The 23,287-nt window shown below is 62.9% G+C and carries 22 protein-coding genes; 12 read left to right on the forward strand and 10 right to left on the reverse strand.

Annotation, left to right across the window (positions count from 1 at the left end; genetic code table 11):
• Positions 1-79: 79 nt before the first annotated feature.
• Positions 80-1,042, forward strand: a complete 963-nt coding sequence (locus BLU39_RS24510) for a TerC family protein (RefSeq protein ID WP_092718123.1) — start codon at positions 80-82, stop codon at positions 1,040-1,042.
• Between the two features lie 63 nt (positions 1,043-1,105).
• A complete protein-coding gene (locus BLU39_RS24515; protein WP_254789059.1) occupies positions 1,106-1,507 on the forward strand; it encodes a TerB family tellurite resistance protein in 402 nt (133 codons plus the stop codon).
• Positions 1,508-1,513: 6 nt separating this feature from the next.
• On the opposite strand, the gene BLU39_RS24520 is transcribed toward BLU39_RS24515, so the two are convergent.
• Together BLU39_RS24520 and BLU39_RS24525 are read right to left on the reverse strand one after the other, a co-directional pair.
• Positions 1,514-1,867 carry a YnfA family protein gene (locus BLU39_RS24520; protein ID WP_092718129.1) on the reverse strand — a complete coding sequence of 118 codons (354 nt, stop codon included), beginning with the start codon at positions 1,865-1,867 and terminating at the stop codon, positions 1,514-1,516.
• A gap of 43 nt (positions 1,868-1,910) precedes the next feature.
• On the reverse strand, positions 1,911-3,101 hold the full coding sequence (locus BLU39_RS24525; RefSeq protein WP_254789060.1) for a sugar diacid recognition domain-containing protein: 1,191 nt from the start codon (positions 3,099-3,101) through the stop codon (positions 1,911-1,913).
• 114 nt (positions 3,102-3,215) lie between these two features.
• Between BLU39_RS24525 and BLU39_RS24530 the strand changes: the two genes are divergently transcribed.
• Positions 3,216-4,547, forward strand: coding sequence for an MFS transporter (locus BLU39_RS24530; protein WP_092718132.1), 1,332 nt, complete (start codon positions 3,216-3,218; stop codon positions 4,545-4,547).
• A gap of 37 nt (positions 4,548-4,584) precedes the next feature.
• The gene (locus BLU39_RS24535) at positions 4,585-5,853 is read left to right on the forward strand and encodes a glycerate kinase type-2 family protein (protein WP_092718134.1); all 1,269 of its coding nucleotides are present in this window, start codon (positions 4,585-4,587) and stop codon (positions 5,851-5,853) included.
• Here the strand turns inward: BLU39_RS24535 and BLU39_RS24540 are convergent, their stop codons facing one another.
• Positions 5,854-6,870: a zinc-binding alcohol dehydrogenase family protein gene (locus BLU39_RS24540; RefSeq protein WP_092718137.1), complete on the reverse strand. Its 1,017-nt coding sequence runs from the start codon at positions 6,868-6,870 to the stop codon at positions 5,854-5,856. It lies immediately after the preceding gene.
• A gap of 172 nt (positions 6,871-7,042) precedes the next feature.
• On the opposite strand from BLU39_RS24540, the gene BLU39_RS24545 reads away from it, so the two are divergent.
• Positions 7,043-7,948 carry a LysR family transcriptional regulator gene (locus BLU39_RS24545; RefSeq protein WP_092718139.1) on the forward strand — a complete coding sequence of 302 codons (906 nt, stop codon included), beginning with the start codon at positions 7,043-7,045 and terminating at the stop codon, positions 7,946-7,948.
• A gap of 48 nt (positions 7,949-7,996) precedes the next feature.
• On the opposite strand, the gene BLU39_RS24550 is transcribed toward BLU39_RS24545, so the two are convergent.
• On the reverse strand, positions 7,997-8,374 hold the full coding sequence (locus BLU39_RS24550) for a c-type cytochrome (protein WP_092718142.1): 378 nt from the start codon (positions 8,372-8,374) through the stop codon (positions 7,997-7,999).
• 251 nt (positions 8,375-8,625) lie between these two features.
• On the opposite strand from BLU39_RS24550, the gene BLU39_RS24555 reads away from it, so the two are divergent.
• From BLU39_RS24555 to BLU39_RS24565, 3 genes are all read left to right on the forward strand, one after another.
• A complete protein-coding gene (locus tag BLU39_RS24555) occupies positions 8,626-10,170 on the forward strand; it encodes a DUF1800 domain-containing protein (protein ID WP_092718146.1) in 1,545 nt (514 codons plus the stop codon).
• 11 nt (positions 10,171-10,181) lie between these two features.
• Positions 10,182-11,372 carry a DUF1501 domain-containing protein gene (locus BLU39_RS24560; RefSeq protein ID WP_092718149.1) on the forward strand — a complete coding sequence of 397 codons (1,191 nt, stop codon included), beginning with the start codon at positions 10,182-10,184 and terminating at the stop codon, positions 11,370-11,372.
• Between the two features lie 89 nt (positions 11,373-11,461).
• Complete coding sequence (locus BLU39_RS24565) at positions 11,462-12,562, forward strand: AI-2E family transporter (protein ID WP_092718152.1); 1,101 nt, start codon at positions 11,462-11,464, stop codon at positions 12,560-12,562.
• Between the two features lie 107 nt (positions 12,563-12,669).
• Here BLU39_RS24565 and BLU39_RS24570 read toward each other — a convergent pair whose 3' ends face one another.
• Entirely contained in the window at positions 12,670-12,894 is a 225-nt protein-coding gene (locus BLU39_RS24570) for a hypothetical protein (protein WP_010396348.1), read from the reverse strand.
• Between the two features lie 165 nt (positions 12,895-13,059).
• Here BLU39_RS24570 and BLU39_RS24575 point away from each other — a divergent pair, with 165 nt between their 5' ends.
• Genes BLU39_RS24575 through BLU39_RS24585 form a run of 3 tightly spaced genes read left to right on the forward strand, consistent with a single transcriptional unit; the run spans position 13,060 to position 15,532 of the window.
• Positions 13,060-13,794, forward strand: a complete 735-nt coding sequence (locus BLU39_RS24575) for a phosphatase PAP2 family protein (protein ID WP_092718240.1) — start codon at positions 13,060-13,062, stop codon at positions 13,792-13,794.
• Positions 13,795-13,806: 12 nt separating this feature from the next.
• Positions 13,807-14,709 (forward strand): diacylglycerol/lipid kinase family protein, encoded by a 903-nt coding sequence (locus BLU39_RS24580; protein WP_092718154.1) that lies wholly within the window; start codon positions 13,807-13,809, stop codon positions 14,707-14,709.
• Between the two features lie 4 nt (positions 14,710-14,713).
• The gene (locus BLU39_RS24585; protein WP_092718157.1) at positions 14,714-15,532 is read left to right on the forward strand and encodes a metallophosphoesterase family protein; all 819 of its coding nucleotides are present in this window, start codon (positions 14,714-14,716) and stop codon (positions 15,530-15,532) included.
• Positions 15,533-15,638: 106 nt separating this feature from the next.
• On the opposite strand, the gene cls is transcribed toward BLU39_RS24585, so the two are convergent.
• Both cls and BLU39_RS24595 read right to left on the reverse strand, forming a co-directional pair.
• Positions 15,639-17,030 (reverse strand): cardiolipin synthase, encoded by a 1,392-nt coding sequence (gene cls, locus BLU39_RS24590; protein WP_092718159.1) that lies wholly within the window; start codon positions 17,028-17,030, stop codon positions 15,639-15,641.
• Positions 17,027-19,138 carry a site-specific recombinase gene (locus BLU39_RS24595; RefSeq protein WP_092718162.1) on the reverse strand — a complete coding sequence of 704 codons (2,112 nt, stop codon included), beginning with the start codon at positions 19,136-19,138 and terminating at the stop codon, positions 17,027-17,029. The genes cls and BLU39_RS24595 overlap by 4 nt, the downstream gene beginning before the upstream one ends.
• A 318-nt stretch (positions 19,139-19,456) precedes the next feature.
• Here BLU39_RS24595 and BLU39_RS24600 point away from each other — a divergent pair, with 318 nt between their 5' ends.
• Positions 19,457-20,566, forward strand: coding sequence for a porin (locus BLU39_RS24600; protein WP_092718165.1), 1,110 nt, complete (start codon positions 19,457-19,459; stop codon positions 20,564-20,566).
• Here BLU39_RS24600 and BLU39_RS24605 read toward each other — a convergent pair.
• The 3 genes from BLU39_RS24605 to BLU39_RS24615 all read right to left on the reverse strand — a co-directional run bounded on the left by BLU39_RS24605 (position 20,554) and on the right by BLU39_RS24615 (position 23,106).
• A complete protein-coding gene (locus tag BLU39_RS24605) occupies positions 20,554-21,132 on the reverse strand; it encodes a DUF3617 domain-containing protein (protein WP_092718168.1) in 579 nt (192 codons plus the stop codon). The two genes, BLU39_RS24600 and BLU39_RS24605, sit on opposite strands and share 13 nt — an antisense overlap.
• A gap of 67 nt (positions 21,133-21,199) precedes the next feature.
• Entirely contained in the window at positions 21,200-22,747 is a 1,548-nt protein-coding gene (locus BLU39_RS24610; protein WP_092718170.1) for a TerC family protein, read from the reverse strand.
• An 83-nt stretch (positions 22,748-22,830) separates the two neighbouring features.
• Positions 22,831-23,106, reverse strand: coding sequence for a hypothetical protein (locus BLU39_RS24615; protein ID WP_092718173.1), 276 nt, complete (start codon positions 23,104-23,106; stop codon positions 22,831-22,833).
• Positions 23,107-23,287: the final 181 nt, after the last annotated feature.

The following is a 23,287-nucleotide window of genomic DNA, read 5'->3' on the forward strand; positions in this document are numbered from 1 at the left end:
GACTATGATGGCTGCTCAATTCATGCAAGGAGAGTGTCATGGACCTCAGGATACAAACGGATAGTTGCGGAGGCCGCCGATGAATGGCCTGGAAAGTATTGCGACAACACCCATGTGGGCCGGCTTCATCGCCTTTGTCCTCGTGATGCTGGCGCTGGACTTGTTCGTTTTCGGCGGCAACAAGGCGCACAAGGTCGGTGTCAAGGAAGCGGCGACGTGGTCGCTCGTGTGGGTCAGCCTGGCCCTGCTGTTCAACGGCGGTCTGTGGTGGTATCTGAACGGCACGGCCGGTCCCGAGATCGCCAACCAGAAGGCGCTGGAATTTTTCTCCGGCTACCTGATCGAGAAAGCCCTGTCGGTCGATAACGTGTTCGTCTTCCTGCTGATCTTCAGCGCCTTCCAGGTGCCGATCCAGTACCAGCGCCGGGTGTTGATCTATGGCGTGCTGGGCGCCATCGTCATGCGCGCCGTGATGATCATGGCCGGTGCGTGGGTAGTGAGCGAGTTCAGCTGGGTGCTGTACCTGTTCGGCGCCTTCCTGCTGGTAACGGGCATGCGCATGCTGGTGGCGGCCGATGCGGAACCGGACGTGGCGAACAACCCCGTGCTGCGCTTTGCCCGCCGCCATTTGCGGGTGGCCGACGGCGACCATGGCGAACGTTTCTTCGTGGCCAAGGGTGGCTTGCGCTATGTCACGCCGCTGTTCCTCGTGCTGATCCTGATCGAGGTGACGGATCTGGTATTTGCGGTCGATTCGATCCCGGCGATTTTCGCCATCACGACGGACCCGTTCATCGTCTTCACGTCGAACCTGTTCGCCATCATGGGATTGCGCGCCCTGTACTTCCTGCTGGTGGACGTGGCTGACCGCTTCCACATGCTCAAGTATGGCCTGGCGATGGTGCTGGTGTTCATCGGCGCCAAGATGCTGATCATGCCGTGGTACCACGTGCCGGTGGAAGCATCGTTGCTGGTGGTGGCGGTCCTGATCGTGGCTAGCTGCGTGGCGAGCGTATTCATCACCCGCGGCGACAAGAAGTAAATGCCGTACCGCGCGCCCTGCAATGGCGGGGCGCGTTTTTTAACCGAGAATGGAAGGTGAACTATGCGTACCTATGCAATGAACAGTCCCCAGGCAGCGGGACGTATTCTGGCCTTGATGATGGTGGTCGATGGCAACCTGGCCAGCGCCGAGCTGCAAGCCATGCACCGCAGCAAGATCCTCGAGCACATCGACCTCGAACCGGCCGCTTTCCAGCAATTGCTGCAAGACCTGTGCGACGACATGCTGACGTCGACCGTGCATGGCGCCGTGCAACTGGCCCATGGCGTGATCGACAGCCTGCTCGATGAAATCACCGAGCCGGACCTGCGCCGCCAGTTGCTGCAAGCCATGTGGAAGATCGCCGATGCGGACGACTGGCTGGCCGATGGCGAAGCCGTGTTGCTGGCCCGCGCCAACGCGGTGTGGTCGGCGGAAACGAATTTCCGCGCGCATGCCGCCTGATGCACGTCAAGCCGCTTTGTGCCCCATGGCAATGACGGCGGCGCCAGCCAGGGCCAGGCCCACGCCGGCGATGTCGGTCCAGGCGGGCGTGACGCCGTCCACCAGCCACAGCCAGCCCAGCGCCGTGGCGATGTAGATGGCGCCATACGTGGCATACACGCGGCCGCTGGCGGCCGGATGCAAGGTCAGCAGCCAGACGAAGACGAGCAGGCTGAGGGCGGCCGGCACCAGCAGCCAGGCGCTGCCCTTGTTGCTCAGCCATAGCATGGGCAGGTAGCAGCCCAGCAGTTCGGCCACGGCCGTGACGGTAAACAGCCCGAAAGTGCGGGCAAGACTGGTCCATTCGATGGCGTCGTTCATGCTATTCCTGTTGTGCGGTCAGCCGTCATTGTAGACGGGGGCGTCAATTGAGCTGCAGGGCGACATACAGCAGCAAACGGTCATCCGTGTCGTCCAGGTCCAGCCCCGTCAGTTCGGCGATCTTTTGCAGCCGGTAATCGAGCGTGTTGCGGTGGATGTGCAGGGCCTTGGCCGTGGCCATCGGGTGGCTGTGGTGGCGGAACCAGGCGGCCAGGGTGCGCATCAGGGTGCCCGACTTGCGGTCGTGCGCCAGCAGGCGCGCCAGGGTCTGGCGCAATTGCTCGGCCTGCCAACCCGCTTGCAGGCCGGACAACAGCACGGGCAGGCTCAGTTCCAGATAGGAAAAAGTGGATTGCCCGCCATCGCGGGTACGCCCCACGCGCGCCGTCTGCTTTGCCGATTCATACGAGGCCGTCGCGCCATCGAGGCCCGGCAAGGCCACGCCCATGGACAGGGTGGCGCTCGGCGTGAGCGCCTGCTGCGCCACTTGGTGCAGTTCGAGCAGGCGCTGCCTGGCTTGCGCCGCGCGCGCCTGCTGCGGGCCGCTGGCGGGAAAGGCGTCGAGCAGCACCAGTTCTCCCGGCGAGACGACGGCCATCAGCAGCGAGGGCCAGCGGGCGGACAGGTCGGACTGCACTTGCTGCAGCTGTGTCAGCACCTGGTCCAGCCGCTCGCCCGGGCCTTCGCCCGCATCGGGTATTTCCAGCACGAACATGGCGCGCGGCACGCGCAAATCGACGGCCAGGCGCGCCGCCCATGCCTGCATGCTGGCGTCCGAAATGCCCGTGCGGTAGACGAGCTGGAACACGAATTCCTCGCGGTAGCGCTTTTCGTGCTGCAATTCGCTGACCAGCCGCGCCTGCTCCAGCATCATTTCCGCCATGGCCCGCACCAGTTCGCCGAACTGGCGCACGGCGTCCGGCTCGCCCGTCAGGCCCAGCACGCCGCAAATCTCGCCGCGCACCGTCAGGGGCAGGTTGATGCCGGCCCGCGTGCCGGGCAGCCGGGCCATGTCGGCCGCGCCGATTTCCACGCTGGCGCGCCGGGCTAGCGCCAGTTGCGCGCCCGGATGCAGGTCGCCCACGCGCTGCGGATCGCCGCTGGCCAGGATCACGCCGCGCGCATCGATGACGTTCACGCTGAAGGGAATGATGTGCATGGTGCGCCGGACGATGTCCTGCGCCAGGGGGAGGTCAATATTCGGCATATGGTGGTCCGTCTTGTGCATTTGCATGGAATCATCGTATCAAGCACCATATTTTTTCATGCATCCGCACGATGACTGTTTCTGCCGGCGATTGTACGATGGGCTGGCCGTATCCCATAAAAAAATAGTCAGGAGACACCCATGACCACCCATCCAGGCGCCAGCCTGTCCGCCGGCGCGTCCGCGCAGGACGGCGTGCGCGAAGGCGCCTACCGCAAGGTCACCTTGCATCTGATCCCCTTCATCTTCATCTGCTATCTGTTCAATTACCTGGACCGCGTGAATGTCGGCTTTGCCAAGCTGCAAATGCTCGATGCGCTGCAATGGAGCGAAAGCGTGTACGGCCTGGGCGCCGGCATTTTCTTCATCGGCTACGTGGCCAGTGGCGTGCCCAGCAATCTGCTGCTGCACCGCCTGGGCGCGCGCAAGGTCATCGGCACCCTGATGATCGCCTGGGGCATCGCCTCGGCCTGCCTGATGTTCGTCACCACGCCGGCCGCGTTCTATTCGCTGCGCTTCATCACGGGCGTGTTCGAGGCGGGCTTCTTCCCCGGCATCGTGCTGTACTTTACGAACTGGTATCCCGCTTCGCGCCGGGGCCGCATCATGGGCCTGTTCATGTCGGCCATTCCCATTTCCGGCTTGCTGGGCAGCCCCTTGTCGGGCTGGATGATGCAATCGTTCGCCGGTCACGGCGGACTGGCCGGCTGGCAATGGATGTTCTTGATGCAAGGCATCCCCACCGTGCTGCTGGGCTTGCTTGTGTACGTGCTGCTGAACGACGGCATCGCCCAGGCGAAATGGCTCAATGCGGAAGAAAAGCAGCTGCTGCGCGCCGACCTCGACGAGGACGAACGCCAGCGCCGCAACAGCGCGAATACGGCCGACACCTTTGCCAGCGTGCTGCGCAACAAGCATGTGTGGATGCTGGGCCTTGTGTATTTCTGCATCCAGATGGGCGTGTACGCGATCAACTTCTGGTTGCCCACCATCGTCAAGTCGCTCGGTTTCGCCAGCCCCGTGGCCGTGGGCTGGGTCAGCGCCATTCCCTACCTGTGCGCCAGCATCTTCATGATCTGGGTGGGCCGTTCGGCCGACAGGCACAAGGAACGCCGCTGGCACTTGAGCGGCCCTTTGCTGATGGCGCTGTGCGGCTTGCTGCTGGCGACACAGGCGCACGGCAACGTGGTCGTCGCCCTCATCGGCCTGTCGCTGGCGACCATGGGCGCGCTGTCCGGCCTGCCCATGTTCTGGCCCTTGCCGACGGCGTTTCTCGGCAGCGCGGCGGCGGCCGGCGGCCTGGCGCTGATCAATTCGCTGGGCCAGGTGGCCGGTTTCGTCAGTCCTTTCCTCGTCGGCTGGATCAAGGATGCGACGGGCGGCACCGACGTGGCACTGTATATTCTTTCCGCAGTCCTGCTGCTGGGCGCCATACTGGTGCTGCGCGTTCCCGCGCGGATTGTGAACCGTTGAGTGAACCGCTGATGCCATCGAACCGGAGGAATTGACCATGACGACGACCCCACCGCCACGCGCCTTGCTGCAAGCGATGTTCCAGGCCGCCATCGCAGCGGCCCAGCCATCGCACTGCATACCGCCCCATCTGCCGCCCGCGCCCAAGGGTCGGCTGATCGTCATCGGCGCGGGCAAGGCGTCGGCCGCCATGGCGCAAGCCGTGGAGCGGCACTGGCCGGGGCCGCTGTCGGGATTGGTGGTGACGCGCTACGGCTATGCCGTGCCGTGTGAACGCATCGAGATCGTCGAAGCGTCGCACCCCGTGCCCGACCAGGCAGGCATGGACGCGGCGCGCCGCATGCTCGAGCTGGTCGGCAATTTGCACGCTGACGATACGGTGCTGTGCCTGATTTCGGGAGGGGGGTCGTCCCTGCTGGCCTTGCCACTTGACGGCATCAGCCTGGAAGACAAGCAGGCATTGAACCGCGCGCTGCTGGCGTCGGGCGCCACCATCGGCGAAATGAATTGCGTGCGCCGGCATTTGTCCGCCATCAAGGGTGGGCGCTTGGCGGCCGCCTGCCATCCGGCGCAAGTCATCACGTTGGCGATTTCCGACGTGCCCGGCGACAAGCTCGGCGACATCGCGTCCGGCCCCACGGTGGGCGACGCGACGACGTGCGACGACGCGCTGGCCATCGTGCGCCGCTATGGCATGGACTTGCCGGACAGCATACGAAAGACCCTGGAAAGCGGGCGCGGCGAATCCATGAAACCCGACGATCCACGGCTGGCGCGCACGCGCACGAGCCTGATCGCCACGCCGCAGATGGCGCTGGAAGCGGCCGCTGGCGTGGCGCGCGCGGCCGGCTTCACGCCGTATATCCTGGGCGACAGCCTGGAAGGCGAGGCGCGCGACGTGGGCAAGGTGATGGCCGGCATCGCGCTGCAAACGGCCCTTAGGGGCCAGCCGTTTCCCGCCCCGTGCGTGCTGCTGTCGGGCGGCGAAACGACGGTCACCGTGCGCGGCGACGGGCGCGGCGGGCGCAACGTGGAATTCCTGCTGGCGCTGGGCATCGCGCTGGACGGCCACGAGGGCATCCACGCGCTGGCCGGCGACACGGATGGCGTCGACGGCCAGGAAGATATCGCCGGCGCGGTTCTGGCGCCCGACACCCTGCAACGGGCCTGGGCGCAAGGCATCAAGCCACGCGACAGCCTGGACAACAACGATGGCCACGGCTTCTTCCAGGCGCTGGGAGATAGCGTGATCACTGGCCCAACCTTGACGAACGTCAATGATTTCCGGGCCATTTTGATTGCCTGATTAATTAAAACTTTCCAGTACGATTTTCCCTTTCGCGGTATTGCTTTCCAGCAGGGCATGCGCGCGCTTCAGGTTTGCCGCATTGATCGTGCCGAAGCGCTCGGCCAGGGTGGTCTTGATGACGCCCGCATCGACCAGCTGCGCCAGTTCCTCGAGCAATTCATGCTGCTTGATCATGTCGGCCGTCTGGAACAGCGAACGGGTAAACATCAGTTCCCAGTGCAACGACACGCTCTTGCCCTTGAACTTGCGCACGTCGATGTGCTCGGGGTCGTCGATCAGGGCAAACTTGCCCTGCGGCGCGATCAGTTCCACGATTTGCTCGAAATGCCTGTCCGTCTGGTTCAGGCTGATTACATAATCGACGGGTGGCAAGCCCAGGCGCGTGATTTCCTGCGCCAGCGGCAGGCTGTGGTCGATCACGTGGTGGGCGCCCAGCTCCCTGACCCAGTCCGCCGTTTCCGCGCGCGACGCCGTGCCGATGATGGTCACGCCCGTCAATTGCCGCGCCAGTTGCACGAGTACGGAACCGACGCCACCGGCCGCGCCGATCACCAGCAGCGACTTGCCGGTATGACTCTTGTCACGGCTGATCTGCAGGCGGTCGAACAGCAATTCCCAGGCCGTGATGGCGGTTAAAGGCAGGGCGGCGGCCGGGGCGAAGTCGAGGCTGGCCGGCATGTGGCCCACGATGCGCTCGTCGACCAGCTGGAATTCGCTGTTGCTGCCGGGACGGTTGATGGCGCCCGCGTACCAGACTTTGTCTCCCACCTGGAACAGGCTCACGTCGGGGCCGACGGCGGTGACGACGCCGGCCGCATCCCAGCCCAGCACTTCCGGCTGGCCGTCTTTCGGCGCCCGGTTTTTGCGCACCTTGGTGTCGACGGGGTTGACGGAAATGGCCTTGACGGCGACGAGCAGGTCGCGCCCCGTGGCGGCGGGCACGGGCAGCTCGATATCGAGCAGGGCGTCGGCATCCGTGATGGGCCGGCTGTGGTGGTAGGCGATGGCTTTCATGGGTGTTCTTTCGGTAAACAGTGATGGAGTCGGCGTAGGTCGGATCAGGTCCGAAGGACCGTAATCCGACACCATTGTTGGCGTGGCCATACGGGCTTGACGTATCATGGCCATTTTCTCGCCCTGGAAACAGGGGGCGCGTACCGAAACACTTTCAAAGGAATGCTGAAAATTGCTGCGACTCGATGACTTGCAGGTATTTGTGCGCACGGCCGACCGGGGCAGTTTGTCGGCGGCCGCGCGCGAGATCGGCATTTCGCCCGCGCTGGCCAGCGCCGCCGTCAAGCGCCTGGAAGGGGAACTGGGCTTGCGCCTGCTGGCCCGCACGACCCGTTCGCTGAGCCTGACGGCGGAAGGCACGCAATACCTGGAACATGCGCGCGAAGCCTTGCGCCTGCTGCGCGCCGGTCACGATGCGCTGCTGGCAGGCAAGGACAGTTTCGGCGGAACCTTGAAAATTGCCATGCCTTCGGACCTGGGCCGCAACCTGATGCTGGGCTGGCTCGACGAATTCCAGTCGCGCCATCCGAAGCTGCACTACCAGCTCAGCGTCAGCGACCGGGTGGCCGACATGGTGCGCCAGCAAGTCGACGTGGCCATCCGCTATGGCCGGCAGGACGATTCGAGCATGGTCGCCATGCCGGTCGCGCCTGCCAACGACCGGGTGCTGGTGGCGTCGCCCGCCTATTTGCGCGAACAAGGCCCCCTGCAGGCGCTGGAAGATTTGGCGCAGCACAATTGCCTGCGCTTTGCGCTGGAAGACGGCTTGCACGACCGCTGGACCTTTTACCGCCTGCCGCAGCGCGAGCAGGTGACGATAACCGTGAGCGGCAACCGCAGCGCCGACGATGCCGACCTGGTGCGCCGCTGGGCCGTGGCGGGCCTGGGCATCGCCTACAAGTCGCGGCTCGACGTATCCGGCGACGTGGCCTCCGGCCGGCTGCAAGTGCTGCTGCCCGAGGTGGCGGGCGAGGCCGCGCCCTTGCAGCTGCTGTGCATGCACCGGGCGCAAGTGACGCCGCTCGTGCTGCAGTTGCGCGATTTTCTGCGCGACAAGTGCGCGGAGCGAACAGCATGATTGACCGTGGATGGTTCATTTCCGATGTGCGCGCCGCCGATCTGCGCATCATCGATTCTTTAAAATCACCTCGCTCATGTATTGATTCAAATCGCGAAAATCCTTTACCCGCCACGCATAGGGCGCGATCTTGACGCCATTCTCTTTCAAGGTCTTTGGAATCAAGTCGCCATTCGGGCGAAGGATGACCGACGATACAATCACGCCGGGATAATCCTTGAGGCGTTTTTTGAACGCGGCTGTTGTCAGGTCCGGCGTGGGAGGATTGCTTTTATTTGCCAATGGCCCCGTTCCCTTGATATCTGCTCCGTGGCAGACGGCACATCTCTGTACATACAGCGTTTTTCCATTGAGATTATCCGCGAAGGATGACGGCGTTTGCATCAGCGATAACATTCCCAGTGCGGCGATAAATAATATTTTCATTTCATTTTTAATGTGGACTTATTGTATGGATAATGCCTGGATCGAGAGAAAATACGGCAGTGCCATTGCAATACGCAGTTCTCTCGATAATATTTTATCCGAGATTGTTCATTGCTAATGTGCCCGCGCCCGAGGGAAATCGGCAGGCAAACCGTCGCGCTTGATTACAACTCGTTGCAAATGGCAATCATGCGCAGGTCAACCTGGGCGTACCCTCAGGCATTCTGGTTGAAACCGCTTGAAGGACTGCCATGACCCCTCGCCGAATATTGCCCACGACCTTGATTTCCCTGCTGTTGCTGGCCAGCTGCGCCGCCACCGGACCTGCCGTCCAGGCCGACCATCGCGCGCAGACCAGTTCCTCGCAGGACATTGCCTTGCTGGAAAGGGTCAGCTGGGGCGTCAATGCCGGCAGCGCGCGCCAGGTGCAGGCGCAAGGCTGGCAGCGCTACCTGCAGGCGCAATTGCATCCGGGCAAAGCCAGCCTGCCGCCCGCCGTGCAGGCGCAGATCGACGCCATGACCATCAGTCAGGTGCCGCTGGATCAATTGGTGGTTTCTATGGAGCAAAAACGCAAGGAGTCGGCCGCCGTCATGGATGACATGGCCAAGCAGCAGGCGCAAAAGGATTACCAGCAGGAACTCAACCGCCTGGCGCGCGAGGCGGCCACGCGCTCCTTGCTGTTGGACGTGTATTCGACTAACCAGCTGCAACAGCAACTGAGCTGGTTCTGGCTCAACCATTTCAGCGTGCACCAGGGCAAGCACAACTTGCGCGCCATGGTCGGCGATTATGAGGCGAACGCCATCGCCCCGCATGCGCTGGGGAAATTCCGCGACTTGCTGGGCGCCACCGTCCACCATCCGGCCATGCTGCGCTACCTGGACAATGAAGCCAACGCTGCCAAGCGCATCAATGAAAACTATGCGCGTGAACTGATGGAGCTGCACACCCTTGGCGTCAATGGCGGCTACAGCCAGGCGGACGTGCAGGAGCTGGCGCGCATCCTGACGGGCGTGGGCGTGAACCTGGGACCGGATACGCCGAAGGTGAAACCGGCCTTGCAGTCGCAATACGTGCGCCAGGGCTTGTTCGAGTTCAACCCGAACCGCCACGATTACGGCGATAAGCAATTCCTCGGCAAAACGGTGAAGGGCAGGGGACTGGCCGAGCTCGATGAAGCGCTGGACCGCCTCAGCCGCAGTCCCGCCACCGCGCACTTTATCAGCGGCAAGCTGGCCCAGTATTTCGTCGGCGACAATCCGCCCGCGCCCCTGGTGGCGCGCATGGCGGCCACCTTCCAGCAGAGCGACGGCATGATCGCCGACGTGCTGCAAACCATGTTCAACAGCCCCGAATTCACGCAATCGCTGGGCAAGAAATTCAAGGACCCCATGCATTACGTGGTGTCGGCCGTGCGCCTCAGCTATGACGATAAGCCCATCCTGAACGCGGGCCCCATGCTGAACTGGCTTTCGCGCATGGGCCAACCCCTGTACGGACGCCAGACGCCGGACGGCTATCCCTTGACGGATGCTTCCTGGGCCAGCCCCGGACAGATGACGACGCGCTTCGATATCGCCCGCACCATCGGTTCGGGCAGCGCCGGCCTGTTCAAGACGGATGGCCCGCAGCCGCAGGAAAAGGTCGCGTTTCCCCAGTTGGCCAGCGCCCTGTATTACCAGTCGCTGCAGCCAACCTTGAGTCCCGCCACGCGCCAGGCCCTGGAACAGGCCGCTTCGCCGCAGGAGTGGAACACCTTCCTGCTCTCGTCGCCCGAAATGATGCACCGCTGAAAGGAATTGTCATGAACCGTCGTGACCTGTTGAAAGCCCTGGCCGCCGCGCCGCTGTTGTCGCATGCGGGCAGCTTGCTGGCCGCGCCCGCCACGAATGCGAAGCTGCTGTTCGTCTTTTTGCGCGGCGGTTATGACGCGAACAACTTGCTGGTGCCCATCGGCAGCGATTTTTACTATGCATCGCGGCCGAATATCGCCATCGCGAAACCAGGCGAGGAAAACGGCGCGTTGGCCTTGAACGCCGACTGGGCCCTGCATCCGGCCTTGCGCGAAACCATCTATCCCATGTTTACGAGCGGCGAGGCGGCCTTCATCCCATTTGCGGGCACGACGGATTTGACGCGCAGCCATTTCGAGACGCAGGACAGCATCGAACTGGGGCAGGAACTCGGTGGGCGCCGAGATTTCCGCTCGGGCTTTTTGAACCGGCTGGCGCAAAGCCTCAATAGCAAGCAAGGCAACCACGCCATTTCCTTCACGGACCAGTTGCCGCTGATCTTCCAGGGCGGCGTGCAAGTGCCGAACATGGCACTGCGCTCCGTGGGCAAGTCGGGCATAGATGCGCGTCAAAGCCAGGTCATCGCCGCCATGTACAAGGGCACGCCCCTGCAGCAGCCGGTCAGCGCGGGCTTTGCCGTGCGCGACGATGTAACGAAGGAATTGACGGGAGAGATGCAGGCGGCCAACCGCAACGCCATCAGTACCAAGGGCTTTGAACTGGAAGCGCAGCGCATTGCCCGCTTGATGAAGGACAAATACAAGCTGGGCTTTGTGGACGTGGGCGGCTGGGATACGCACGTGGGACAGGGCGGCGCCAACGGCTACCTGGCGGGGCGCTTCGACGAGCTGGGGCGTGGTCTGGCCGCGTTTTCGCAGGAAATGGGCAGCGAGTGGCGCAATACCGTCGTCGTCGTGGTCAGCGAATTTGGCCGCACCTTCCGCGAAAACGGCAACCGCGGCACGGACCATGGCCACGGCAGCGTCTTCTGGGTGCTGGGCGGGGCGATCCATGGCAAGCAGGTGGCGGGCGAGCAGGTGGCGATTTCGCAGGCGAACCTGTTCCAGAACCGCGACATGCCCGTGCTCAATGAATACCGGGCCGTGCTGGGCGGCCTGCTGCGCCGCACTTTCGGTTTGACCCCGGCGCAGCTTGACCACGTGTTTGCCGGCGTGAAACCGGTGGAACTGGGCCTCGTGTAAATCGCCATGCCGCCGTGTTACGCTACGCCTGCGCGACTGGCGCGTAGCGTATCCTGGCCGCGCTTGGCGCCGGGCACGAATGGAGTGGCATGAACGATACCCAGCGCGACATCGTCAGCGCAGGCTTTTCCCTGGCCCTGGTCGCCGTGACGGCCTTCGTCATGCAGCGTTTCTTTTTGCCGCTCGTGTGGGCCGGCATCCTGTGCGTGGCCACCTGGCCCTTGTACCTGCGCGTGCGCGCGGCCCTGGGCCAGCGTCCCATCGTGGCGGCCGCCGTGCTGACCCTGGCGTTTGCCTGCATCTTCATCATTCCCGTGCTGTTCGGCGTGGCACAGGCGGCGCGCGAAGTGCCCGTGCTGGCCAATTTCGTCGTCCATGCGAATACCGACGGCTTGCCCGTGCCGGACTGGGTGGCGCACATTCCCCTGGCCGGCAGTGCCATCGGCGACTGGTGGCAAGCCACCCTGAGCCAGCCCCATGGCCTCGGCCACTTCTTTGCTGGCAGCGCCGTGGGCGGCTTTCATTCGGCGCGCGACATGCTCAAGGTGCTGGGCGCGGACGTGTTCCACCGCCTGGTCGACTTCGGCCTGGCGTTTTTATGCCTGTTTTTCTTCTACAAGGATGGCGAAGCGCTGACGCGCCAGATCACGGCTGTCGGCAGCCATTTCCTGCGCCCCGAACGGTGGGGCCGCTATGCGCAAAAGATCCCGACCGCCATCCGCGCGACAGTCAACGGCCTGGTGCTGGTGGGCCTGGCCGAAGGCGTGCTGATCGGCATTGCCTACGCCATCGCCGGCTTGCCGTCGCCCGCCCTGTGGGCCTTTGCCACGGGCATCCTGGCCATCATCCCCTTTGGCGCGCCGCTCGCCTACTTGTGTGCGGCCGCCTTGCTGGTTTTCCAGGGTAATGTCGGCGCCGCCATCGGCGTGGCCGTGTGGGGCACGGTGGTGCTGTTCGTGGCCGACCATTTCGTGCGTCCCGGCATGATCGGTAACGCCACCCGCTTGCCTTTCCTGGCCGTGCTGTTCGGCATCCTGGGCGGCGTGGAAACCCTGGGACTCGTGGGCCTGTTCATCGGCCCTGTCGTCATGGTGCTGTTCGTGACCTTGTGGTACGAAGCGAACGTGTCTGACAAGGCACTGCCAGTGCAAACACCTGCCAGCCCGGCCGCACCGGAACGCACACAGTAATGAGGGGTTGGCCAGCGTTGCCGCTGGCCAGTACTGGCGCGCTCCCGGCGTGGCCGGGCGGAGCTGACTTTACAACAGGGTGCGAGCACCTTGTTTTAAAGTCATTCTTAATGTGCCTTGGATAGAATGAGCAACCAACGGCGCATCAGCAGCACTTCAACATAGCCCGGCTCGATGCCCGTACCGCACTCGATCAAGGGATTGACGGTGTAGTAGCGCTTGCGGAAGTCGCGGCAGACGAGGATTTCGCGCTTGCCCATGCGGACGAGGAAAGAGCTTGGGGCGTATTCCAGGCCGAACCGTGAGCCAAAACCGCTATTCAATGTTGCCATGACAATTCCTTTGAGGGAGATGTGTTGAACGAGTCATCAGAATAGCATAACTACTGTATGAATACACAGCTACTGTATGAATAAACAGTATTTTTTTACTGGTGTGGTTTTTTTGATCAGCACCAGGAACATGAAAGAGAGATGAGTTTGCAAGAGAAAAATGACATGAGCATGACCACGGGCTGGGCCACGAAACTGCGCCGCTTCGTCGAGGCGCGTCTGTCGCCCGAAGGCGAGCTGGGCCTGCATATGACGGTGGGCGTGGCCCTGATGCTGGTGGCCATCGTGGTCTTCCACGAGATCGCCGAAGCCGTCATGGGCATGGCCCAAATTACCGTGATCGACTTGCAGGTGGCGCAGTGGTTCAACCAGCATGCCGTGCCGTGGGCTACCCGCTGCCTGCTGGTCGTCACGCACATGCATGGCGTGATCGGCGCCATTACTCTGGCCGTCTTGCTGGGCTGGTATCTGCACCGCAAGGGCGCCGATTACTGGCTGTTTACCCTGGTTATCACCATGCCGGGCGTCATGTTTTTGAACCTGCTGCTAAAGTACATTTTTGTCCGCGCTCGGCCCAGTTTTGACGAACCCATCCTGCAGACGGCCTTGAGCACGTACAGTTTTCCCAGTGGCCATACCGCCACCTCGACGGCCCTGTACGGCTTGCTGGCCGCCTACCTGATTTGCCAGACGGCGCCGGGCGCCTGGGGCAAGCGCATCGCCATCGCGCTGGCGGCATTCCTGATGGCGGCGCTCGTGGGTTTCAGCCGCATCTACCTGGGCGCGCATTACCTGAGCGATGTGCTGGCGGCCATGGCGGAAAGCTATGGCTGGCTCGCCATCTGCATCGCCGGCGTGTCGACCCTGCGCCGGCGCCGGCACATCCGGCAAACCAAATAAGGGGGAACGATCCTGAGCAAGATTGCAGTTATCATCAACGGGGGCGCCGGCTGCGGCTATGCGCCCGACTGGGCGCAGCAGCTCGAAGCGAAATTCGCCACCGTGGGGCTTGACGCCGCCATCACCCTGGCGCAAAGCGGTGTCGAGATGATCGCCACGGCCGAACAAGCGCTGCGCGATGGCGCGCCCATCGTCGTGGCCGGCGGCGGCGACGGCACCATCAATGCCGTCGCTTCCGTCGTCGTGGGCAGCGGCACGCCGTTCGGCGTCTTGCCGCTGGGTACCTTGAACCATTTCGCCAAGGATTTGACTATCCCGCTCGAGCTCGATGCGGCGATTGCCAACGTGGCGCAGGGCGTGCCGCGGCAGGTCGACGTGGGCGAAGTCAATGGCCGTATCTTCCTGAACAATTCCAGCCTGGGCCTGTATCCCGATATCGTGCGCGACCGCGAAAAGCAGCAGCGCCGGCTGGGGCGGGGCAAGTGGCTGGCCTTCAGCTGGGCCCTGGTGGCGGCCTTGCGCCGCTACCCGTTTCTCAGCGTGCAACTGACACTCAACGACGCCGTGCATGCGCGGCGCACGCCATTCGTCTTCATCGGCAATAATGAATACCTGATGGAAGGCTTGAATATCGGCGAGCGCGAACGGCTCGATGGCGGCCAGCTGAGCCTGTACGTGGCGCAGCGTCCGGGCCGATTGGGCTTGCTCAAGCTGGCCTTGCATGCGCTGTTCGGCAAGTTGTCGCAGGCCAAGGATTTTGACGTGCTGACGGCAACGGACCTGGAAATCGCCACGCATCACCGCCGCCTGCGCGTGGCCACCGATGGCGAGGTGACCATCATGAATACGCCGCTGCAGTACCGCATCCGTCCGGCCGCGCTGGACGTGATCGTGCCGGCGCCAGTCAAGGAGTAAGGCCATGCGTACCATCGTGCATTTGTCCGACTTGCATTTTGGCAGGGTCGACGCGGACTTGCTGGCACCCTTGCGCGCGCTCGTCGAGCGCCTGGAGCCGGACGTCGTGGTGGTGTCGGGCGACCTCACGCAGCGGGCCCGCAGCGTCCAGTTCCAGCAGGCGCGGCATTTTCTCGACAGCTTGCCGGGGCCGCAGATCGTCGTGCCGGGCAACCATGACGTTCCCCTGTACAACGTCTTTTCCCGCTTCCTCACGCCGCTGGTGAAGTACCGGCGCCATGTGACGGACGATTTGTCGCCTGAATATGTGGACGAGGAAATCGCCGTGCTGGGCATCAACACGGCCCGCTCCCTGACCTTCAAGGATGGGCGCATCAGCCACGAGCAGATCGATTTCCTGCGTGAACGCCTGGGCCGTTTGCCGCCCGGTTTGACGCGCATTATCGTCACGCATCACCCGTTCGACTTGCCCGAGCACTTCGACGAAGACGACCTGGTCGACCGCGCGCCGCAAGCCTTGCAAATGTTTTCCGAATGCGGCGTCGATTTGCTGCTGGCGGGACATTTGCATGCCAGCGTGGCGGGCAATACGGCCGAGCGCTACAAGATCGCCGGCTACGCCGCCCTGATGGTGCAGGCGGGCACGGCCACGTCCACGCGGGGCAGGGGCGAGTCGAACTCCTTCAACGTGCTGCGCGTGGAAAACAGCTGCATCCGGGTCGAGCGCTACAGCTGGAATGAAGATGCCGCCGACTTTGAAAAAGTCAGCACGGAAGCGTTCGAGCGCCAGGGTGGCGTGTGGGCCAGCTTGCGGCCGCTGTAGGTTTCCCGTAGGTCGGATTAGCGCGGCGAAGCCGGGCGTAATCCGACAATATTGTTGGCTTTGGTAATGGCTGTGGTGATGTCGGATTACGCTCCGCTAATCCGACCTACAGCCAGTAATTCATGAAGCGCGCCGCCCATTCCTTCATGCGGTCCGAGAGCGGCCGTGTTTCCCATTTCGATTTGGTGATTTCTTCCGAATCGCGCAAGTCTTCCTGGAAGGCGTTTTCCATTTCACGGCCGAAACTGTCACCGAGCACGATCACGTTCAGCTCGCTGTTGTGCAGGAAGCTGCGCATGTCGATATTCGTCGATCCGACGGTCGACCAGGCGCCGTCGATGACGGCCGTCTTGGCATGCAGCACGGCCAGTTTCAAATGAAAGATGCGGATGCCGCCGGCCAACAGCTGGTCGTACAGCGCGTGTCCAGCATGAAATACGAGGCCGCTGTCGGATACGCCGGGCAGCACCACGGTGACGTCCACGCCCCGCTTTGCAGCCGCGATCAGGGCGTCGACCGTCTGCTGGTCGGGCACGAAATAGGCGGACGTGATGTGGATCGATTTCTTGGCTTCCTGGATGGCCAGGATGTAGGCCTTGTAGATTTCAAAGCCGCCCTCGGGCTCGCTGGCCACGACGCGCACGAGCTTGTCGCCCACTTCGGCGAGGACAGGGAAATAATTGGCGTCCGGCAGGTCGGCCTGGTCTTGCTGGGCCCAGGTGCGGATGAACAGCCACTGGAAGGCGGCCACGGCCGGGCCTTCCACTTTCACGTGGGTATCGCGCCAGCCCACGTCCTTCTTGTCGGCGGCCTTGTTCTTGGAGCGGAACAGCGAGCTTTTTGCATAGGTATCGCTGATATTGATGCCGCCCGTAAAAGCCGTCTTGCCGTCGACGATCAGCACCTTGCGATGGTCGCGGTTGTTGATCTTCCAGTCGTCTCCCTTGAGCTTGGCCGGATTGACGGGGTTGAACGCCACCAGGTGCACGCCGGCCGCGCGCATGCGATCAAAAAACGCCTGCGGCACGCCGATGGTGCCCACGCTGTCGTAGATGACGTTGACCGTCACGCCCGCTTGCTGCTTTTCGATCAGCATGTCGGCAAATTTCAGGCCCAGCGGGTCCTGGTCGAAGATATACGTTTCCAGGTTGATGCTGGTCTTGGCGTCGCTGATGGCCTGGAACATGGCGGCCATGGTTTGCGGGCCGTCGAACAGCAAGGTTACCTTGTTGCCCTTGATCAAAGGCACGCCCGTGGCCGCCTCTTCCAGCGCGGCCTGGGTTTTCAAGTCCATGCCGGACTTGGCCCAGCGCTTGTTGAGCAGGGCGGCGCGGCTGTTGACGTTCAGCACGGCGCCCTTGCCCGTGATCACCTTGGGCTTGGCAACGGGTTCCAGGGTGGTATTGAGATTCTTGACATTGGGCAGCGAGGCGCATGCAGCCAGGGTCCAGCACAGCAATAGGGCGGTGAGGCAGGGTTGCATGCGCCTAGCGGTCATTTTTGAGCCTTGTTCGTCAGTGACAGGTTTGCCGATTCATCGGCCAATGCCAGGGGTGGCGGGTTTTTCGAGCCAAAGAAGAAGACGATGGGCGAGCGCAGGAAACGCTTGCCCAGAATCTTCAGCAATTGCATGCCGTGCTTGAAGCGCACCTGGCGCGAACGCAGGGCCACCCACAGGGCCAGGCCGAAGCTGACCAGCAGGTTGGCCGTGCCGATGGCGAAGATGCCCGACAGCGACTTGACGGCCAGCTGCCAGCTCATGTTGTGGTCGAGGCCCACGAGGGCCGTGGCGAAGTTGGCGGCCGAGAAGGTGATGTGGCGGATATCGATCGGCAGGCCGATCAAAAAGCCCAGGGTGCCGATGGAGCCGAGCAGGATGCCGAAATAGAAGTTACCCATCAGTCCGCCCAGGTTGTTTTCCAGGTACAGGCCCAGGCGCTGCAGGCGTTCCTGGCCGATCACGCGGCCCAGGCTGCGCAATTGCGCGATGCGTTGCGCCCAGCGCGTGTACAGGGCCTGGTTGTCATAGTAGCCGGAAATCAGGCCCGCCACGAACAGGCACACGCCGGCGATCATGGCGTAGAAGATGGCGGGGCTGCCGATGGGGTCGATATCATGCAGCAGGCGCATGGCTTTTTCCGGCGTCACCAGATTGTGCCCCGTGATCGCCTTGTAGCCGAGCGCGATCAGCCACGCCGTGGGAATGGCCGTGGCCAGGTTGCCCAGCACGGCCATGTTTTGCGTGCGGAAGACCTTGTTGATCAGTTCGGCCATGCTGTCGAGGTCGATGTTCCGGCCATCCTTGCTGTGCAGGCCTGCCGCGATGCGCGACGCCGTCATGGCCGGCTGCTTGGTGGCGACCGTGAAGTGCAGCAAGTGGATGAACATGAAGCCGATCGAGTAATTCATGCTGAACATGAAGGCTTCGACCAGCGGCGCCGAGCGCAGATACGACATCAGTATCTTGAACAGGGCCATGAAGCCGATGATGATGCCCGCGCCCGCCGACGAGAGGAACATGGCGCCCATTTCGCGGCGGTTTTCGGCGATGTAGTGTTCGCCCGTGCGGCTCGCGTTTTCCGTCACATTGCGCGCCAGCAAGTTGATATTGTCGGAAAACAGGTCGCTGACCTTGTATTTGTTGTTGTGCGCCTGGATCAGTTCCAGCGCCAGCCCGACGGCGCCCGCGCGGCGGCGGCTGACGGGTTGCGGGTGCAGCAGGTCTTGCGTGGCGTCGACCGTGATGGCGGCGATGTCCACGTTGTTCGACGCGGGCAGCTCGCCGCTCGTGTCGACGAGGAACAGCAGCTTGCGCAGGCGCTCGATGCTTTGCGCCAGCGCCACCAATAAATACGTGAGGGGAATGCTGGTGCCCTGGTACAGCGCCTTTTTGCGGATCTTGGCGATGACGGCGTCGCACTGGTCCAGCATCACCAGCAAATGGCGCGCATCCTCGATGTGCTCGATGTCGCCTTGCAGCAAATTCGTGTAGGCGTCGAGGTAGGCGTTCACTTCCGTGTTTTGCACCATGAATGGCGACTGGAACACTTCGATTTCACTGTGGAAACGCGTCAATTCCGGTTCCAGTCCCATCGCGCAGACGCGGTAGGACAGGGTGCGGATGGCGTCGAGCATGCCTGGCAGCATGATGTTGCCATCGCCGACGGCCAGTTCGATGTCGTCGCTGGTGAGCACGTCGAACAGTTCCAGCCAGTCCGTCGCGGGCACGTTGCTGATCCACAAATAATCGGTCTTCAGGTACAGCACCTGGTCGAGCGCGTCGTTCAGATATTCATCGCCGAGGGCGGGCGGCAGCATGCGGTAGGCGATGCGGCGTTTCAATTCCGTGAAAAAACCGCTGTTCGACAGCACGCCGATATCGGTGTAGAGGCTGGCGTGGCGGCGCGCGGCCAGCACGCGCAGCACGTATTCGTGCAGGGCGCGCGCCTGGGCGGGGTTACCTTTGAGAAGCTGGCGCAGGGTGCGCACGTTGGCAATCGCGGTAGCGCTGTCGTGAGGGCGCTTGGGACGCAGTGAGTTGAATAATTCCACCAGCAAGTCGATATTGCTGGAATTGGGGTCAATGCGTTCGAGGATAGCTAGCATGCAAAAAAACGGGCGAGCCGCTGTCGGTAAAACCAGTAGTGTACCGCCTGCATCAGATCACGCAACGTTCGCCACCGAACATTGCTGTACGGCAGGGCCTGCTATTCACGTCATTTTGCCGCAGATTGCCACACATCATGGTCATTCTTGCGTGTTGTCAGTGTACGACGCATTTCCCGGGACTAAGCTGAAGTTTCTGTTGTACAACGCACGGATGGCTGGACAAAAAGCGGGGATAAGGTAACACTGAGATCAGACACACAGCGCATGTCCTGATCAATACCGGGAAGTTTCATCCACGTTACCGAGATATTTATCATGAAGACCTCGTATTTTGCGCTTGCTGTGATAGGGATGGGGCCTTTTGCGCTGGGCGCGACGGCCCAGGCTGCCGATGGCGCGGGCAGTGCCGCATCCAGTAACGTTGCCGTGTACGGCGTGCTCGACGCGGGCATCGTCGCCGAGCGGGGCTGCGCCGCCGATTGCGCCGGCGCCAAGGTGTCCGGCGGCGTCGCGTCCGGCTCGCGCCTGGGCGTGCGGGGCCGCGAAGCGCTGGGCAACGACGTCTCCGCCGTCTTCACCCTGGAAGCGGGCATCCAGAACGACACGGGCCAGTCGGAAGAGGGCCGTCTGTTCGGCCGCCAGGCCTATGTGGGCCTCGACAGCCGCCTGGGCGCGCTGACCCTGGGACGCCAGTACAACCTGCAATACCTGACCCTGACCGACGTGGCCGACCCGTTCAAGGGCGGCATGGCCGGCAGCGCCGGCAACCTGGCCGGCTACAGCGTGAAACGCTACGACAATACCGTCAAATACGCGACACCGGCCTTGCGCGGCGTGACCGCCAGCGCCATCTACAGCTTTGGCGAGTCGCCGTACAGCAGCGCCAACAACCGCGCCTATGGCGCCACCCTCGGCTATTCGGCCGGCGCCGTGAATGTCAGCGTGTCGCACCAGCGCAAGAACAACTTCATCCTCGCCTCCGGGACCTTGCCCGCCATCGACATGTCGGCCCGCAACACCCTGATCGCGGCCAACATCGACCTGAAAGTGGCCACCGCCTTTGCCGCCGTGGGCGTGAACAAGGGCTATGGCAGTTCGCCGTGGGACCCGAACAATGCCTACAGCTCGCTGGCCCTGTCGATGTCGTCGTCGGACAGCCGCGACACCTTGCTGGGCGTGTCCGTGCCCGTGGGCGGCTTCAAGCTGCTGGCGTCCTGGGTGCGCAAGGATGACCGCGACCTGGCCAACCGCGACGCCAGCCAGGTGGCCGTGGGCCTCACGTACTCGCTGTCAAGGCGCAGCGATTTCTACGCGTCCTACGCAAAGATCCACAACAGGAACGGCGCCCGCTACACGGTGGGCAATGCCAGCGATGCGGGACGCGGCGACGCCGCCTTCAACATGGGCTTTCGTCACGGTTTCTGACCAGCAGCGCTTGATGGCGCGGGGCAGTTTGCTCCCAGCCACTTGCCGTTGCTCGTCACGTTCACCTGTTCCGGCGTACCGCGCGCGCTGGTCGTCACCGCCAGTTGCATGCTGAACGCCTGCTCGCCGCTGAATATCACCTTGCCTTCGCCGCTCGATTTCGGATTCGCGCACGTAAACGACACCTGCATTCCGCCTGCGATGTCCTTGTTCTTCGAGGTGCAATCGCCGGGCTGGCCCGTGGGAATCTGCTTGCGCGCGGCCATTTCCGGCGTCACGCACGCCGTCACGCGCACGGCGCCGCTGGCGTCCACGGTGGGCATGGCCATGCCGCGGCTGGCCGCCATGCTTTCCAGCTGCTTGCGTTGATCGGGAGGAAGGTTGCCCAGCTGCTGCAACACCATGGACATGGCGTTGTCGGTGGCGGCGTCGGGCGACGCCATCTTGCTGTCGACTTGCCACAGGCCAGGCTTGATGGTGGTCGATGGCGGGGCGGCCTGGACACTGGCTTGGGCGCCCAAGGCGGCGCAAGCCAGCAGGCTCAGGCTTAGCAAAGAGTGGTTCATGTTGGCGTCTCCAGAAAAGGCAGACCCCAGCATACGGCATGGCAAGCGGGGCACGCTTGCCATTGTGTTACAAACTGTGATCGGGTTCGATGCGGCGCACGTCGACGCTGGCGATGCGGCGCTCGTCGGCCTCGAGGATTTCATAGCGCAGATCGTCGAGTTCCAGCACTTCGCCCACGGCCGGCATGTTTTCGAAATGCGCCAGCAGGAAGCCGGCCAGCGAGTTGTACTCGCCGTCTTCGCTGACCAGGGTTTCCGTCTCGAACACTTGCTCCAGGTAATGCAAGTCCGTCGCGCCGTCGATGCGCCAGTGGCCGGGACCCAGCACTTCCACGTCGGGCTGCTCGTCCTCGTCGGGGAATTCGCCGGCGATGGCTTCCAGGATGTCGATCGGCGTGAGCACGCCCTGCACGGTGCCGAACTCGTCGACCACCAGCACCAGCTGGCCGCGCGAGCGCTTCAGCGTTTCCATGGCTTTCAGCACGCCGGCCGCTTCCGGCACGACGACGGCTTCGCGCATGCTGGCCGGGTCGATCTTGCCGTGCGATACCAGGTCTTCGATCAGGTCCTTGCTGCGCGCGATGCCGACCACATTGTCGAGGTCGTCATTGCAGACAGGAATCATGCTGTGCGGCGTTTCGCGCAGCAGTTGCAGCATCTTGTCGCTGCTGTCGTTCAGGTTGACCCACGACACGTCGCCACGCGGCGTCATGACGGAGCGGATCGAGCGCTCGGCCAGGGTCAGCACGCCGCTGACCATGTTGCGCTCTTCCACGCCGAAGGCGGAGACGTCGGGCAATTCCTTGACTTCGTGCTCTTCCACGGTTTCGCGGCCCTTGCGCCCGCCCAGCAGGCTCAGCACGGCTTGCGCCGTGCGGTCGCGCAGCGGGGCGTTCGACTGCAGCTTGAGGAAGTTGCGGCGCGCCAGCTGGTTGAAGAACTCGATGACGATGGAGAAACCGATGGCCGCATACAGATAGCCTTTCGGAATGTGGAAGCCCAAACCCTCGGCCACCAGCGACAGGCCGATCATCAGCAAAAAGCTCAGACACAGCACGACGACGGTGGGGTGGGCGTTGACGAAGCGCGTCAGCACCTTCGAGGCCAGCATCATGACGACGATGGAAATGACGACGGCCGCCATCATCACGTACAGGTTTTCCACCATGCCGACGGCCGTGATGACGGCGTCGAGCGAGAAGACGGCGTCGAGCACGACGATCTGCGCCACCACGAGGCCGAAGCCCGCGTAGACTTTCGGGCCCGTCTGGGCGTGCGTCACGCCTTCGAGGCGCTCGTGCAGCTCGCTGGTGGCCTTGAACAGCAGGAACAGGCCGCCGACGAGCAGGATCAGGTCGCGCCCCGAAAACGAGAATGTCCATATGGAAAACAATGGCGTCGTCAGGGTGACCAGCCAGGAAATCAGCGAAAGCAGGCCCAGGCGCATGACGAGGGCCAGGGTCAGGCCCAGCACTCTGGCCTTGTCGCGCTGGTGCGGCGGCAGCTTTTCGGCCAGGATGGCGATGAAGATCAGGTTGTCGATACCCAGTACGATTTCCAGTACGACCAGCGTCAGCAGGCCGACCCAGATTGTCGGGTCAAATAACCATTCCATGTGTGTAACCTTGTAAAGTCAGTAAGTATCAAGCTTGCCTGGCGGCTAGTGCCCCGGGCGGGATGGGTGCTGCCGTGTTCGTCTCAGTGGCGGACGCGCGGCGGCCGTGTGGCCAGCCGCACGTCCGCTTCGGAAAGTGCGCCCGGTCCCGCTTGCCAAATGATGGCGTAAAACGGCACGGCCTGGCGCGAGCTCGGGTACAGCGTGATGGGGTCGTTGTCGCAGTCGTCGGCGTCGCCGCTGTCGCCAGGCAGACCCGCATGGAGGCTGGCGTCGGCACTATCGATGCTGAAGGAGGGCGTGGCTGTAGTGCCGGCCGCGATTGCATGCTGGAATGGGGAAGGGCTGGCGTAGGCCATGCTGGCGAACGCCTGGGGCAAAGCGATGAAGACAAAAAGGCAGAGCAGGACGAGAGCTCGTCTCATATACAGGCAGATAGTTCTGGAACCGTGGAGTATAACACGGGCACATAACAGCTCGATGACAGGGACTTGCGTAACTGATAAGTATGCCGTAAATTGCGAGAGCAATGATTTCCCT

It is taken from the genome of Janthinobacterium sp. OK676 (assembly GCF_900103595.1).
Taxonomy (GTDB): Bacteria; Pseudomonadota; Gammaproteobacteria; order Burkholderiales; family Burkholderiaceae_D; genus Janthinobacterium.